The sequence below is a fragment of the uncultured Caballeronia sp. genome, assembly GCF_964243625.1.
Classification (GTDB): Bacteria; Pseudomonadota; Gammaproteobacteria; order Burkholderiales; family Burkholderiaceae; genus Caballeronia.
In genome coordinates this window covers 1-14,656 of the sequence record NZ_CAXTGZ010000109.1, presented here as the reverse complement: position 1 = coordinate 14,656, position 14,656 = coordinate 1, and the positions used below count along the sequence as shown (strand labels likewise).

The following is a 14,656-nucleotide window of genomic DNA, read 5'->3' as shown; positions in this document are numbered from 1 at the left end:
CCCGCAACCACGAGCGCGCCCAGCACGCCGACGCCAATGAAGCTCAGCACCCGCCCGATACCGCACAGCACGGTCAGCGCCAGTTTCGTTCTCCACGGCCGCACGAAGCGCAACAGGGTGCGCAAGGTATCGGCCCAGCCGATTTCGGCGGCATCCTCGGCAAGCGCCCGTTGTTGCGGACCTGAAGACGATGACGCAGGCGCCGCGACCAACCGTTCCACCGCAGCCGGACGCTGGCCGGCCGCGCCGGCCTGCGGACCCATCAGGCGGCGATACGCCCCGGGACGGGAGATCAACTCGGCATGCGTGCCGCTCTCCACCACGCGCCCGTGATCGAGCACGAGAATCCGGTCGGCGCCGATCACGCTGGATAGCCGGTGCGCCAGGATCAACGTGGTGCGCCCGCGCATGAGCCGGTCCAGCGCCTGCTGGATGACCGCTTCGTTTTCGGCATCGACGGCGGAAAGTGCTTCGTCCAGCACGAGGATCGGCGCATCGCGCAACAGCGCCCGGGCAATGGCGATGCGCTGGCGTTGCCCGCCGGACAGCGTGGCGCCACGCTCGCCTATGCGTGTCTCGTAGCCGTCGGGCAAGCCGGCGATGAAGTCGTGAATGTTGGCGGCCGCAGCGGCTGCAATCATGTCGGCGTCGCTCGCATCATGCCGGCCGAGCCGCAAATTGTCGGCGATAGTTCCATCGAAGAGCGTGGTGTCCTGCGCCACGATGGCGATCATGCTTCGCACCTGATCGGGGTCCAGGGTGCGAATGTCATGGCCGCCGATGCGGATCGCACCTGCCTGCGCATCGTGCTGGCGCAGCAGCAGGCGCAGGATGGTGGACTTGCCCGCACCGCTGGGTCCGACGATCCCGACCGTCTCGCCGGCAGCGATCTCGAAGCTCAGCGCGGCATGCGCATCGGCGCGACGGCCGGGATAAGCAAAACCGACGTTATCGAACGCGATGCTTGCAGCCAGGCCGGCCACATGTGGCGCGCCCGCAGCCGGTGCATCGCTGCGTGCTTCCAGCAGCGCATGGATGGCGTTTGCGGCAGACTGTCCGACCATGCCCTGATGCAGTACGGAACGCAGGTCGCGCAGGGGACGGAAGATCTCGGTGCCGGCCATCAGGATGATCAGCAACGCTTCCAGGCTCATTTCGCCGTGGCTCACGCGCCAGGCCCCGAGTGCGATGGCGGCCGCTGCGCCCAGGCCAGTGCCGAGGTCGGTGAAGAACCGGGTGAGCAGGCCGAGCGCAAGCACCCAAAAGGTGCTGTCTGACAGCGCCCGCGCGCGGCCGGCGAGCTTTTGCGCGAAGGCGCCGCTCTGGCCGAACGCCTTGAGCGTCGGCAGGCCCTGCACCGCGTCGAGGAACTCTTCGCCGAATGACTTGAACGCCGCGGCGCGGGCAATGGCCGCGTGTTTGTCGGCGTTGTGGATCAGCATGGGTAGCGCGAGCGTGGCGAGCGCGGCAACCAGCAGCACGGCTGCGGTCGGTACATCCCACCAGGCCAGCACGGCGAAGATCACCACGGGTGCGCAGGTGGCAATGATCAGTTGCGGCACGTACGTGCCGAAGAAGGTCTGCAACTGCTCAACACCGTCGATGACAGCCAGCATCACGCCGCCGGTGCGCTCGGCGCCGAACCAGGCCGGCCCGAGTTCGGCAATGCGGTCGAACAGCCGGGCGCGCAGCACCGACTGGACCCGTCCGGCCGTGCCCTGCGCCAGCACGACCCGCCGATGGTCGAGCCAGGCCCGCAGGATCATGCAGGCGACCGTGCCGGCTGCGGCAAGGGCAATTTGTCCGAGCGGCGCGCCTTCCAGCGCGAGCGCGAGCACGCGGCCAAGGAAGACGAAGCGCAGGACGCCAAATCCCATGGCGATCAAACCAAGAGCCACGGCGCCGGCCACACGCAGCCGCAGCCCTGCCATCATCATCCATAACTTGCCATCGAAATACATCCCTGCCTCCGGTTGGTCACTGCTTCGGTCGATAGGACCTTACCTTGGGCCGCAGGGCGAGGCAAAAGATGGTTTTTCAAGGGGTGTTGAATATCCTACAATACCCCGATGTCCAATATTCCTTCTCTGACAGCGCTACGGGCCTTCGAGGCGGCGGTGCGGCTCGGCGGGTTCGCTCGCGCGGCGGCCGAGCTGAACGTATCGACCAGCGCGGTGAGTCATCAGATACGCGGCCTGGAAGATACGCTGGGCGTGCGGCTGCTCGAGCGCAGCACGGGTATCGGCGGGATTCGCCTGACGGCGGCGGGGGCGAGCCTGCTGCCTGCAGCGAGCGGCGCACTGTCACTGCTGGAAGACGCATGTTCGGAAATCAAGGGCGTCGCGAGGCGACTGACCGTCTCGGCCAACGCACCGTTCTCCGCCATGTGGCTTGCGCGCCGTCTTGCCGAGTTTTCGGGTTCCAATCCCGCGACGCCGCTCAACGCCATCATTCAGGATGGCGAGCCGGATTTTGCCCGGTACGACATAGACCTCGCTGTCGTGCATGTCGCCGATCACGCGTTGCGTCCCGATGACATCGTCCTCTTGCAAGAGGACGTCTTTCCGGTATGCAGCCCCGAGTTGCATCCGTTTGCATCCACGGCGGTGTGTCGTTGCCGCCTGCTGCAGGAGGCGCACGAAAATTTCCTTGAACTCAACTGGCTGAACTGGTCGGCCGAGTTCGGGCTGCCTGACGATTTCGATACCAAGATTGTCCGCTACAGCAGCTTCAGTCAGGTGATCGGCGCGGCAGTGGGCGGCGCAGGACTCGCGCTTGGCCGCTCGCCGCTGATCGAGCCGGAACTGCGCAGCGGCCGGCTGGTGCGCCTGTTTCCAGAGCTTTCACGTCCGGCTTCGTGGCGGTTTGTCCTGCGCCGTGGACCGACCCGCCGCCACAGGATGCTCGATACCCTGATCGATTTCCTTCGCGCGGAGGCGGAGGCGGGGACAGGTGTCGCGCTGGACCCGTCATCCTGACCGTGCTCAAGGCACCTGCCAAGACGGCGCACTACGCTAATCCACCAGCGCTGCAGCCGCGACCGGCCACACGAACGGCTGGCTGAGAAGCTGCTCCAGATCGTGCGATTTCAACGGCCTGCTGTAGTGATAACCCTGGATCTCGTTGCAGGCGTTGTCGCGAAGGAAGGCGAGTTGCGTTTCTGTTTCCACACCTTCCGCGATCACCTTGAGATTCAACTGGCGCCCAAGCGAGATCACGGCCATTGCGATTGCGCGGTCGTCGTCCTTGCCCGGCAGTTCGCGAACGAATGACTGGTCGATCTTGAGGCGCACGATCGGGAAGTGCTTCAACGCGCTGAGACTCGAATATCCCGTGCCGAAGTCGTCTATCGACAAACGCACACCCATCTCCTGCAACTGCCGCATTGTCGCGATCGCGCCGTCGAGATCCTGCATGATCACGCTTTCTGTGAGCTCCAGCTCGAGATACTGCGGATCGAGGCGGCTTTCGCTGAGCGCATGCGCCACGCGCGACACGAGTTCCTTCTGCAGGAATTGCCGCGCGGATACGTTGACGGACACCGTCATGGGTGCGAAGCCCATGTCCTGCCACAGCTTGTTCTGCATGCAGGCATTGTGCAGCACCCAGTCGCCGATGGAAATGATGAGGCCCGTCTCCTCCGCAACCGGAATGAACGTGGCGGGCGAGATGTTGCCGTCGGTCGGATGCTGCCAGCGCAGCAGCGCCTCTACCCCGAACACGCTTTCCGTGCGCAGGTCGACTTGCGGCTGATACTCGAGATGAAACTCCCCGTTCGATAACGCCACGCGCAACTGCTCCTGCAGCCGCAGTTTTTCGTGCACCTTGATGTTCATCTCGTGCGTGTACATCTGGTAGTTGTTGCGCCCGAGTTCCTTGGCGCGGTACATGGCGGCATCGGCGTTCATCAGCAGGCTTTCGGCGTTGGCGCCGTCGGCCGGATAGCTCGCCACGCCCATGCTGCACGTCACCCGATATTGCTCGCCGTTCAGTTCGACCGGTTCCATGATCCGTTCGCGGATCTTCTCGATGGTCTTGTGGATGCCGGGACCATTCTGATCGTCGTCAAACAGTACGATCACGAACTCATCGCCGCCGAGACGAACCACCGTATCCGTTGCGCGCAGGCAATCGGACATGCGTGCCGCGACCGTGCGCAGCAGATCGTCGCCCGCGCGATGCCCGAGGCTGTCATTGATGAGCTTGAAGTTATCAAGGTCGATGAACACCACCGAGACGCCGCGCTCGTATCGCCGTGCGTGCAGCAGCACCTGGTTCAGGCGGTCGGACAGCAATGTACGGTTGGGCAAGCCTGTCAGCGCGTCATGATTGGCCATGTGCCGGATACGCTCTTCGGCACGATGCCGTTCGATGGCAATGCCCGCAATGCGCGTTCCCATTGCGATGACTTGCGATTCGATCGCACTGGGCTCGTGCGCGTCCTGGGCGAACAATGTGAGCGCGCCCAAGGCGCTGCCGTCGTGCGCGAGGATGGGAATCGCCCAGCATGCCTGGAAGCCGCTCAAGCCATACGCCTGCATCTGCTCCATGAAAGCCGGGTCCTTGCTTGCGTCCGGAATGTAGACGGGTTGGCGTGTGTGAATTGCCCGGCCGCTCGGACCTGCATCGAGGCTCACGGGCGAGCCGTTGATCCGCTTCCGGTACAGCTCGGAAAGCCCCGGCGCGGCGCCCAGTTTCAGATGCAGGCCGTCGTCGTCACGCAGCAACGCGACGCACGCAACACGCGAGATCTGCGATTCGAGCAGGCTCGCAAGATAGGACAACACCTCTTCGAGCGGCGTGCTGGTCGCGATCATTTCCAGCACCCGATTGTGCTCGGCGCGGCGCACTTCCGCGCGCTTGCGCGAACTGATGTCGCGCATGATCGCCACCACGCCGTTGTCCACGCGCACTACCTGACGCTGGAGCCATACTTTCGTGTCGTCGGTACACAGGTGCATCCATTCGTGTTCGTGGACCGTTCCGGTTTCTGCTACGGCCGCAAATTCATCGAACATGCCGTTCTGGCGCGCGTCGGGGAAGATCGCGTCGAGACTGCGGCCAACCAGCATCTCGCGGGGCAGTCCGAGCACGACGCTGCCACGCCGGTTGGCGTCGGTCATGACGAAGCCGAGAAGATTGCCGGCGCCATCGCGCTCCGAACGAAAGACGAAAAACGCGTCGAGGCTTCTTTCCGATGCCGCGTAATAGGTCTGCTGCGCCTGCCGTGCGCGGCGGCGGCTGACGGCAAGCTGCCAGCTCGACCGGCTGAGCGCAGCGGCAAGCACGATCAGCAAGGCGCTGGCAATGGCCGTCCACAGGACATAGTTGTGCCTGTGCTTGCGGAAAACCGATAACTGCTCGCCCTGGCTGAGCCCGACCATCGCAATCAGCGGAAAGCCGTGGATTGCGCGGATGGTGGTGTAACGCCGCACGCCCTGGTCCCACGGGCCGACCCTCGCACCGCTCGCAAGCGCCTGCTGCGCGACTGCAATTGCCACGGTCGATATCGACCTGCCCCACGACGTGGACTCGCCCGTTTGCTGGGCGCGCACGACGCCGTCCGTCCCGGCGAGCAGCAGCATGCCCTTGTCGCCCATGCGGGCATATTCATAACCGCTCGTGAAATAGGCCGGGTCCATGGCGAGCATCACGCTGCCGTTGAAGCTGCCATCGGCGTGCTCCAGGCGACGGCTGAAGGTGATCTCGGGCGTGTCAGTATCGTGATTGAGGCTGACGCGGCTCACGCAGGGCATCGATGCATCGATCTGCGCACGCAATGCCGCGAAGCACGGGTCCGTCGAGACATTCGAGGGCCCATGCGACCCGGACGCTGCAAACACGCTTCCGTCAGCCCCCGCGACCGACACTCGGAAAACGATGGACGGCGGCAGCAGGCCCTTCGCCTGCAGCTCGTCCATGGCTGTGCCGCCTTTGGTTTCGTAGGCGTACTTGACCGTCTTGAGCGTCTGGTCGATTGAACTGAGGTTGCGCACCAGTTGTGCTTCATAGGTGTCGGCGATCTCACGGCTCGACTGCGCAGCCGTATCTTCGGCAACATCGCCTTCAACCGAAATCAGATGGAACACCGCTGCCCACGCAATGCAAAGCAGCAGGCCCGTGAAAACGGGTATCAGGATGTAGGCCTCGGCAAGCCGTTTCACGATCGCACGCGTTCCCCGCACGACTAATTGCGTGCGTTTCGCGGCAGCATTGCCTGCATCGATGGCACTTTCCGGCTGTCGATCTGAAGTGCCGCGTTTCGCGGGTGACTCTCGGCGATTGAAGTTCATCGTGCCAATTCCGGTATCTCACTGCGCGATATGGAAAAAAAATCGCATTCTGCATATATGGGGGACAAGGCGCCTTGTGAGCGCCTTTATCATGCCGTGCCGCCTTGCGCTAGTTGAGCGTCAGCAGCGGTTTGACACTTGCATCGATATCGCGGGAATCCATGTATCCAATGGCGTTCGGCGTCTCGGCAAGCGCTCGCTTGATTGCCGCAGGGTCCTGCACTTCGCGGGGCGGCTGGCCGCGGCCGGTGAAAATCAGCTTGGACCAGTAAGCCTTCATCTGCGAAGAGGACTTCCCCGTGATCCTGCGGTAGAACTCGCTGCGCGCGGCTGCATCCTCGGGCAGATCGACGGGTATGGCGCTGCCGCCACCCGGGAAGTAGGCCGCGCGGCCGAGGAAGATGTCCGCGATCTGCTGTTCGCTCAATGCCGTGAGCGTGCTCTTGTTGGATACGACCACGATGAGCTGGGCCATTGCCGACTCCCCGGACAACCCGAGAAGCATGGCGATCAATGCTGACCTGATGTATTGGTTGGCGTTTTTCACGGTGCACTCATCAGAAGACGAAGTCGAGCGCGGCGCTGATCACATTCGTGCCGCTGCCGAGTTGATAGTTCGGCTGGAAGTTGATGAATGAGCCGGTTGAATTCGCAGGCAGCCAGACATGGTCGTACTGCACTTTAAGATCCACGTTCTTGACGACGTCCCAGCGCAACCCGAACGAAATGTCCTTCTGCCCCATGTTGTAGTTGTAGGCGAGAGTGGGGCGGTCAAGAGAATGCGCTTGCGAGTAGGTGGCGAACGGCGTGAACTTGCCCAGGCGATAACCGCCTGTCACATAGCCGCTCACGTAGCCCGGCGTGACCTGGTTCACGGTGACGCGTGCGAGTTCGCCCTGAACGAACCACGGGCCACTGTCGTAGGCCGCGGCGATGCTGTAGACATTCACCGGTTCTTTTTCAGGCAGGAAATCCAGTTTGACGTTGGCGTGAAGATATCCGGCGTGCAGCGTGAGGTTGCCGTATTCGACGGTATCGAACACACCGGTGATCGCGGTTCCATATGCCTTGAGCATGCCCGGGTTGACGTGGAACGAGCTGTAGCCGTAGAGCAGTTGAACCGTGTTCGCAACACCGCCCAGGCGCAACCGGTACGACATGTCCGCGCCGTCGCTATTGGTGATCGGCACAGTGTTGTACACCTCGATCGGCACCCGCACCCAGGGATTTGCATAACCCACGTTTCGGTAATCCGAGTTCAGGAAGGTGGGCAGTTCGATCCGCCCGGCGCGCACGCTCAGGTCGGGGGTGATGGCGTACTTTACGTTGGCCCACTCGAGCGTTGGCACGAACGTGTTGTTGTAGCGATGCTCGGACACAACCTGGACAACAGCCGATAGCTTGTCGGTGAACTGGCCGGTGAGCTGCAGGCCGATCTTGCTGTCGTCGGCGAAGTCGGACTTGCGGCTATGGCCGGCACCGTTCGGCTCGAATGCGGTACTCGTGAAGTCGGCCGAGTCCAGGCTCGAATGGGTCATGCCGAGCGTTCCGAAGCCGCTCAGCGTGAACATGTGCTGTGCGTTGTCCGGAGCCGGGGTGTCCTCCGCCAAGGCAGAAGAGACGTACGAAGCGCAAAGCAGTCCCATCGCGGCGATGCTGGCGGTGCCGGTGATCCACTGATGCAAATGGCGTTTTCTACTCATCATCAAGACGTTACGTTGCGGGTTGTATGTGGCTTCTAACGGCCTGGCCAGAAGAATCTTGATAGTCAGATGAGGTTGTTGACGGGGTGTACGGCAGTTATTGAAATGGGATCAAGCACAAGCAGAAAAAGATGCCGGTGGGTAAGCCTGTGTTTGTGCTCGAGGCAGAATAATTAACCGACAAGAAGCAGCGTGTTGAAACGAAAGAGAGTTCGCTGGTCAGAGTGATATACATCAGGAAACCTAAGTACTACCTGAATTTTTCGGGCAAACGGGCGACGCCTTGGCATCGCCCGCATGAAGCTCAGCGAGTCAGCCGCAGGATGCCGAGATTGCCGGCAATCTGCTGGAAGATCGAGGTGAGCGCCGCGTTGGTCGGCGCATGGTAGTAGTTACCGGGTGACGCGCAGCTTTGCATGGTCTGCTGCGCTTGCTTGCTTGCCGAGTCGGTCCCGTAGGTCCCGAACGTGATGGAATAAATGGTGATGCCTTCGTTCTTCATCGCGTTGCAGACAGAAAGCTGGAACGTGTTGATGTCCGACACGGATGTCATCGAACCGTTGGTCGGGCCGCCTGTTGGCGCTGTCAGCGTGCTGTTCCCGACGCCGGACAGACCGTTGAACGACGGGGAAGGCATGATGCCGTTTGCCGTGCCCGGGTCGTTCTCACCATCGGTCAGGACGATCACCACGCGTTGCAATCCCTGGGTGGTCGCTTCAGGGCGGGGCAGGTTGGCATCGGACGATATCCAGCCGTTTGAACCTGACACTTGCGGCGACCACGCCGAAGAGACCATGCGCCATCCCCACAGCAAGCCGGTAGGGATGATGGTCGAACCGTTGGCCTGCATCTGGTTGATCGCGCTGTTCAGTGTATTGATGTCCTGTGTAAGGAACTGCATTGGCTGGATCGAACACGGCCGCGATCCCGAGGTGCCGTTCTGATCCCACGTGGTCGTTGCGGGCAGCGTGCTGCCGGTGGCGACCGGCTGTCCCCACGCGTTGTAGACAGGGGTTGCACTTACCGTGCCGCAGTAGCTGGCCGAACCGTTGGTCTGGTAGGTCAGGGGTACATTAAGCACGCTGTTGACGCTGGTTACCGCGCACTTGGTTTTGCTGCTGTCGTAGTTGGTGATCTTGAAGCCCTGTGGCGGCACGTTGTAGTAGAACGGCGTGAAGCCTGGCGAATCGGCTGGTGCGTAGGCCTTCGGAAACAGTTGCTTCGCACTCCCGACCCGCGGTTCTACCGGGCATCCGGCCCAGCCCGATCCCGTTCCGGACGACTGATACTTCGACGAAATCCCCGCCGAGTTGTAGCTGTTTTTGTCGCTGGCCGCGGGGGTGAGCCAACTGCCGGATGCTGACAATGATGAACCGACGTTGACCATGGTCGTGAACGGAACAAGGCCCACATACGAGCGATTGCCGGACTGGCCGAGCACGCTTGCGACGAGCGTGTTTGCCGCAGAGCGCAATCCCGCGATCTTGGTTCCCTGGCTCTGGTCGGTGCTGGCGTAATCGGCCATCGACCCGGTGTTGTCGAGCACGAGCGCAAGTTCCAGCGTGCTTTGCGGCAAGCGAAACGCGGAGTTGGCGGCGGACACGGTGCTTGTTGTCGGTGTATTCGACGACCCTGACCCGGAACCCGTCCCGCTACTTCCGCTACCCGCAGCGTTCCCGAAGAAATACGGCGCGAGCAACGGAATCGAGCCAGCAGCCGTGAGCTGGATAGTCTGTCCAGTCGCCGGGGCTCCGCTGACCGCAGCCTTGAAGTTGGCGTCGGGCATGGTCAGGCCCAGGTAGCCCTTCGGCATGTTGCCGTTATAAAACGCGCGTGCGTCCGCCTTCCATGCCGACGAATCCTTGCCGGCCGGATCGGCATAGTGCGCGAGATCGACGCCTGCGGAAATCGTCGCCACGTCAAGGGCCATCTGCATGCGCGCTTGCGTCATTTCGTAGTCGATCAGATCAAGCGCCGTGCACATTGCGCCGAACATCAGGCTTGCACAGACTGCGAACATCATCGTGACGACGCCGCTGTCTCCAGTCATGAGCGCTGTGACAGAGGGTGAAGGCGCGGCTGGCGCGCAAGAATCGGGGATGGGTATCATTGGATGTTTCCAGAGCGCCGCGCGGCTAACTGGACGCAGCAAGCTTGAGCGGCTGGCCCGAACGCTGGCGCACATAAACCACTTTGTAGATGGTTAGCGTGAGCGGCGCATTGCTCCAGAAGGGAGCGGTCATCGCGAACGGCGTGTAAGTGTAAAAGACCTCGACGGCAGTGGCGGAATCACCCGCATAGAATGGCCAGCCGCTGGGCAGGATGCTGGACGATGTGATTTTTGAAGATGGTCCGTTCTTGCTCATCCAGGAGGCTTTCTGGGACCATGAAATCGTTGGCGAGCCTTTCGTGGGCGGGATCAACTGCACCACATTCGCGCCGCAGTTGTTAGTGTTGTCGCAAATGGACGTGAGTATCACGCCACCTTTCCCCTGGAGGTCGTTGGGTGCGGCGATCACGCTCGCCGCTTGCCAGATTGCGCCGAGATTACTGGCAGTGGCGGTAGATGGATCGTTGATGACCTGGGTCATCTGACCGACCGAATTGGCGAGCGTAAATGCCGTGCGCTCGACAATGCTAACTGCCCGCATATAGAGGTAGATTTCTGTGAACCCAAGCAGCACGAGGAACATCAATGGAACAATGAGCACGAACTCGATCGCGACACTGCCGCCGTCTGCACGCAGGAAGCGGCGCAATCGTGCATGTGAACCAACGCGTGTGATCGAGAGCGGCCGCCGGCTCTTGAACGTATTTTTCATTTTTCGTTCTGGACGATGTAGTTGCGCTGGAAGGTCAGCGTACTAACGCCGAGCAACTGGGGAATCCCGGAGAATCCAGGCATTTTCACGGTAATGTTGTAGGACACCACGTTGCCGAAATCGCCAAGGTCACTGGTGTAGTTGCTGGTGCCCACATTGCCATAGGATCCATAGTCGAGCGTCGCAATGGTCACGGTCGCACCTATTTTCTGCCAGCGTCCGAGAGTGGCCATCACAATTTGTTTGGCCTGATCCGCGCGGGTTCCCGAAGCCGGGTCCACGGTAGTCAGTCCGACCCGCGAAGCGGCTTGTGCGGCAAGTTGAACGGATGCATCCACGAACATGTCGAGCGCTATTTCCAGCGTCCCGAGGATAAGGATGAAGACGACCGGTCCGACAAGAGCAAATTCGATGGCCGAAACGCCGCGGCTGTCCGCCAGCATTCGCGCAAACGGCGCGAGCGGCCGGTGTGGTCCACGCGCTTTCATCGAACGCTCGCCGACTGGATTGCCACCGCCGGGACACGCTGAACGGTCGCGACGGGCAACGCTGCTGGCGCTGTACCTCCGGCTTGCGGCAGATGCGCACGCTGAATGTCGTAGAAACGGAGGTTGTCCTGTACAGACGCCTTCGGCAGGTCGTGGCCCAGAATCTCTGCGGCGGCCTCGCTGTTACCCATCAGCCCATAGGCAAGTGCGAGGTTCTGGCGTGCTTGTGGCGGAGCGCCCGGGTAACGCGTGACATCGAGCAGCACGTTGGCGCCTTCGCGTGGATTGCCGCCGAGAATCAGCGACAAGCCAAGATTGACGCTCAGCATGGGATCGCCGGGATTCGCGACGAGAGCCTGCTTGAGGACGGCCTGAGCGCCGGCGTGGTCGTTGTTCAGGTCGAGTGCGGCGCCAAGCCCGGCAGACGCTGTCGGGTCATTCGGAGCGCGGGCGAGTACGTCGCGATATGTCTTGATCGCGTCGTTGAAACGGCGCTGGTGTATCGCCACGCGCGCTGCCCCGATCATGGGCGTCACCGCATCCGCATCGATCTTGATTGCGCGGTCATAGTAGACACCCGCCCGCGTGAAATCGCCCACGGCGTAAAGCGTGTTACCGAGTCCAGTGGTCCCCGCGACCGACTTGGGGTTTGCCTGCAGCACCTTGTTGTACAACGTGGTCGCGAGTTCAATGTTGCCCGAGTCGAGTGCGGAGTCCGCGAGCCGCAATTCGCTCATGCTGCTCGGCATGTTGTTCTGGAGGACGGGCCTTACTTCGGAAACTTGCCGTGTCGTGGTGGTGCAGGCGGCGCATGCTGCAAGGGTCAGGAGGCCCAGAGCCAGCGCATAAAAACGTCGGGCCGCGCCGCCAGCGGCGGACAGGCACGTGGCGTCGGGAGCTTTATCGGTTTTCATTGGGTGGCCACATAAGCAAGGAGTTGGATGACAGCGGGGCCAGCCGCGATCGCGACGACCGCTGGCAGGATGAACAGCATCATGGGTACGACCATCTTCGGCGCGAGCTTCGCGGCCTTTTCTTCGAGCGAGAGAATGTGAGCAAGCCGCTCGGTGCGCGATAGGGTGCGCAATGCCGACGAGATCGGCGTGCCGTAACGCAGCGATTGCGTAAGCGTGGAGATCAACGCGCGAATGGAAGGCAGGTCGATTCGTTCCGCCAGTTCCTGCAGTGCGCGCGTGCTGTCGCCAGAGAGCTTGAGTTCGTCGGCGGTCAGGGCGAATTCGTCAGAGAGCGGCGGGCAGATCATCGCGAGTTCGTCGGCGACGCGCCGGATGCTGACGCCCAGACTGTTGCCCGCGTTCGTGCAGATCACGAGCAGGTCGAGCGCATCCGGCAGGCATCCGGCCATCGCTTTGCGGCGCCGCGACGAACGCCACGCAACGAAATATTCCGGCACGATCATGCCGACGATGAACACCGCCAGCATGAGGATGCCGCGGAACGCCGGGTACGCGCCGAGCACGGGGATATCCGACCCGAGCATGACGGTCAGCGCCGCACATGTCAGACCGAAGACAAACTTCACGGCGAGCAGGATGGAGACAGCGCGGGGGCCGCGATATCCGCTACGCACCATGGTTTTTTTCAGCTTCATCCGGTACTTCGCGTCGAAGAGCGGGAGCCTGTCGCCAATCCTTGCAAGCCGCAGCAGGGCCTTCGCACGTTTCGCCGGCGTCTCGTCCTCCTCGGCGCCACGACTATGGCCCACCCGCAGCTCGAGCGCGGCTGTGCGGGCCCGCTCGGCGATCCGGCCGCGCTTGCCGCCATGCTTGGTTGCCCACCATATCGCCAGGACCGCGAATAGCGCGAGCAGCATCGTCAGGTTGATGAGTGTTTCAATGCTTTCATTGCTCATCGCGATGTATCCAGTTTGGACATCTTGTTCACCACCATGAGTCCGATCGAGATCGAGATGGCCGCGAACGTCATCAGCTTGTGGCCCGCAGGCGTTCCGAACAGCACCATCAGATAATCGCGATTGAGGGCATACATGCTCAACATGATGATCACGGGAATCGCCGCCAGGATCTTGGTCGTGATGCGCGCTTCCCCGGTGAGCGCTTTGGTCTTCTGACGAATTTCACGCCGGGTGCGGACGATGCCTGCCAGGTTTTCCAGCGTCTCGCCGAGCTGGCCGCCAGTTTCGCGTTGCAAGAGCAGGCATACACAAAAAAAGGAGAAGTCCGCGATCTCGATACGGCTGACCGCGACCGCCAGCACCTCCTCTAGATCGAGGCCGACCTGGAGCGCGTCGCTCATGCGCTTGAATTCGCGCCGCAACGGTTCCGGGCATTCATCGGCCGCGGTGCCGATCACGTGCGTGACAGGCACGCCGGCACGCACTGCGCGAACGATCATGTCGATCACATCGGGGAAGGAATCGAGAAAGCGTTTGCGAAAGCGGTCAATCAGGAAGCGATACGCCTGCATTGCGCCGAGCACAGGCAATGCGGTCATCAGGATGGGCGTTGCGATGTCCGGCAACGGCATGAAAGTTGTCATGGCCAGCGCAAGCAACTCGCCTGCGATCGTGGCCGCTATCACGATGCGCAAACCCTTGGCCCCGGCCACCGTGTTCAGCCGCGCGAGCTTTGGCCGGGTCCATCGCGTCATGGCGTTGTCGCTCTGGATCACGTTGAAGAAGTCGGTTTCGAACTTGCCCGGTGTTTTCTTGTTCGCGGCGCTTACCGCAAATGCGAGGCGCATGCGCGCCTTGACGCGCGCGTCCGGCTGGTTCTTGCGAATGTCCTGGAGCGTGAACACCATCACGCCCAGCAGCAGGGCGGCGGCGAACGAACACATGGTCAGGAGGTCGACAGTGCTCATGACTTCATTGCATCGAGCAGGGCGTCTTCTAGCCCGTAATAAGCAGCCCGCGCGATAAAAGCCGGACGCATGGCCCCTACCTCGAACACGCCCTTGACCTCTTCGCTGTAGGCCGTCGCGTCGTAGCGGAACGTGAAGAGGTCCTGCGTGATGATGACGTCGCCCTCCATGCCGACAAGCTCGGTAACACGTGTGACACGGCGCATGCCGTCGCGCATCCGCTCGATCTGCACGATCATGTGCACGGCGCTCGCAATCTGGCGGCGGATCGACAACAGCGGCAGGTTGCCGTTTGCCATCATGACCATGCTCTCCAGTCGCGTGATGCCGTCGCGCGGCGTGTTTGCGTGGATGGTGGTCATCGAACCGTCGTGGCCGGTGTTCATGGCTTGCAGGACGTCGAACGCTTCAGGCCCGCGCGTTTCGCCGAGGATGATCCGGTCTGGACGCATCCGCAGCGCATTACGAACAAGATCGCGTTGCGCAACGCCGCCAAGCCCTTCGGC

At 62.0% G+C, this 14,656-nt stretch carries 12 protein-coding genes; 1 reads left to right on the top strand and 11 read right to left on the bottom strand.

Features of this window, described 5'->3' with window-relative positions; translation table 11 throughout:
* A partial coding sequence (locus ACFFAR_RS10105; protein WP_174363606.1) for an ATP-binding cassette domain-containing protein occupies positions 1 to 1,961 on the bottom strand: 1,961 nt, incomplete at its 3' end.
* Positions 1,962 to 2,069: 108 nt separating this feature from the next.
* Between ACFFAR_RS10105 and ACFFAR_RS10100 the strand changes: the two genes are divergently transcribed.
* Positions 2,070 to 2,978, top strand: a complete 909-nt coding sequence (locus tag ACFFAR_RS10100) for a LysR family transcriptional regulator (protein ID WP_174363607.1) — start codon at positions 2,070 to 2,072, stop codon at positions 2,976 to 2,978.
* Positions 2,979 to 3,014: 36 nt separating this feature from the next.
* Here ACFFAR_RS10100 and ACFFAR_RS10095 read toward each other — a convergent pair whose 3' ends face one another.
* The 10 genes from ACFFAR_RS10095 to ACFFAR_RS10050 all read right to left on the bottom strand — a co-directional run.
* Positions 3,015 to 6,293 carry an EAL domain-containing protein gene (locus ACFFAR_RS10095; protein ID WP_375507832.1) on the bottom strand — a complete coding sequence of 1,093 codons (3,279 nt, stop codon included), beginning with the start codon at positions 6,291 to 6,293 and terminating at the stop codon, positions 3,015 to 3,017.
* A 109-nt stretch (positions 6,294 to 6,402) separates the two neighbouring features.
* Positions 6,403 to 6,840, bottom strand: coding sequence for a phosphate ABC transporter substrate-binding protein (locus ACFFAR_RS10090; RefSeq protein WP_174363608.1), 438 nt, complete (start codon positions 6,838 to 6,840; stop codon positions 6,403 to 6,405).
* Positions 6,841 to 6,850: 10 nt separating this feature from the next.
* Positions 6,851 to 7,999: a hypothetical protein gene (locus tag ACFFAR_RS10085; RefSeq protein ID WP_375507831.1), complete on the bottom strand. Its 1,149-nt coding sequence runs from the start codon at positions 7,997 to 7,999 to the stop codon at positions 6,851 to 6,853.
* A gap of 301 nt (positions 8,000 to 8,300) precedes the next feature.
* Positions 8,301 to 10,046 (bottom strand): VWA domain-containing protein, encoded by a 1,746-nt coding sequence (locus ACFFAR_RS10080; protein ID WP_236873648.1) that lies wholly within the window; start codon positions 10,044 to 10,046, stop codon positions 8,301 to 8,303.
* Between the two features lie 85 nt (positions 10,047 to 10,131).
* Positions 10,132 to 10,818 carry a TadE/TadG family type IV pilus assembly protein gene (locus tag ACFFAR_RS10075; protein WP_075357467.1) on the bottom strand — a complete coding sequence of 229 codons (687 nt, stop codon included), beginning with the start codon at positions 10,816 to 10,818 and terminating at the stop codon, positions 10,132 to 10,134.
* Positions 10,815 to 11,261: a TadE/TadG family type IV pilus assembly protein gene (locus ACFFAR_RS10070; protein WP_236873647.1), complete on the bottom strand. Its 447-nt coding sequence runs from the start codon at positions 11,259 to 11,261 to the stop codon at positions 10,815 to 10,817. The genes ACFFAR_RS10075 and ACFFAR_RS10070 overlap by 4 nt, the downstream gene beginning before the upstream one ends.
* A gap of 41 nt (positions 11,262 to 11,302) precedes the next feature.
* On the bottom strand, positions 11,303 to 12,220 hold the full coding sequence (locus ACFFAR_RS10065; RefSeq protein WP_174363769.1) for a tetratricopeptide repeat protein: 918 nt from the start codon (positions 12,218 to 12,220) through the stop codon (positions 11,303 to 11,305).
* A complete protein-coding gene (locus tag ACFFAR_RS10060; RefSeq protein ID WP_075357469.1) occupies positions 12,217 to 13,179 on the bottom strand; it encodes a type II secretion system F family protein in 963 nt (320 codons plus the stop codon). The genes ACFFAR_RS10065 and ACFFAR_RS10060 overlap by 4 nt, the downstream gene beginning before the upstream one ends.
* Positions 13,176 to 14,150 carry a type II secretion system F family protein gene (locus tag ACFFAR_RS10055; RefSeq protein ID WP_075357470.1) on the bottom strand — a complete coding sequence of 325 codons (975 nt, stop codon included), beginning with the start codon at positions 14,148 to 14,150 and terminating at the stop codon, positions 13,176 to 13,178. The genes ACFFAR_RS10060 and ACFFAR_RS10055 overlap by 4 nt, the downstream gene beginning before the upstream one ends.
* A partial coding sequence (locus ACFFAR_RS10050) for an ATPase, T2SS/T4P/T4SS family (RefSeq protein ID WP_174363770.1) occupies positions 14,147 to 14,656 on the bottom strand: 510 nt, incomplete at its 5' end. The genes ACFFAR_RS10055 and ACFFAR_RS10050, both read right to left, overlap by 4 nt.

What these genes read in the sequence shown, in the direction of transcription:
- ACFFAR_RS10100 (WP_174363607.1), top strand. Translation starts at nt 2,070, where the DNA reads ATGTCCAATATTCCTTCTCTGACAGCGCTACGGGCCTTCGAGGCGGCG.
- ACFFAR_RS10095 (WP_375507832.1), bottom strand. Translation starts at nt 6,293, where the DNA reads ATGAACTTCAATCGCCGAGAGTCACCCGCGAAACGCGGCACTTCAGAT.
- ACFFAR_RS10085 (WP_375507831.1), bottom strand. Translation starts at nt 7,999, where the DNA reads ATGATGAGTAGAAAACGCCATTTGCATCAGTGGATCACCGGCACCGCC.
- ACFFAR_RS10080 (WP_236873648.1), bottom strand. Translation starts at nt 10,046, where the DNA reads ATGACTGGAGACAGCGGCGTCGTCACGATGATGTTCGCAGTCTGTGCA.
- ACFFAR_RS10075 (WP_075357467.1), bottom strand. Translation starts at nt 10,818, where the DNA reads ATGAAAAATACGTTCAAGAGCCGGCGGCCGCTCTCGATCACACGCGTT.
- ACFFAR_RS10070 (WP_236873647.1), bottom strand. Translation starts at nt 11,261, where the DNA reads ATGCTGGCGGACAGCCGCGGCGTTTCGGCCATCGAATTTGCTCTTGTC.
- ACFFAR_RS10065 (WP_174363769.1), bottom strand. Translation starts at nt 12,220, where the DNA reads ATGAAAACCGATAAAGCTCCCGACGCCACGTGCCTGTCCGCCGCTGGC.
- ACFFAR_RS10060 (WP_075357469.1), bottom strand. Translation starts at nt 13,179, where the DNA reads ATGAGCAATGAAAGCATTGAAACACTCATCAACCTGACGATGCTGCTC.
- ACFFAR_RS10055 (WP_075357470.1), bottom strand. Translation starts at nt 14,150, where the DNA reads ATGAGCACTGTCGACCTCCTGACCATGTGTTCGTTCGCCGCCGCCCTG.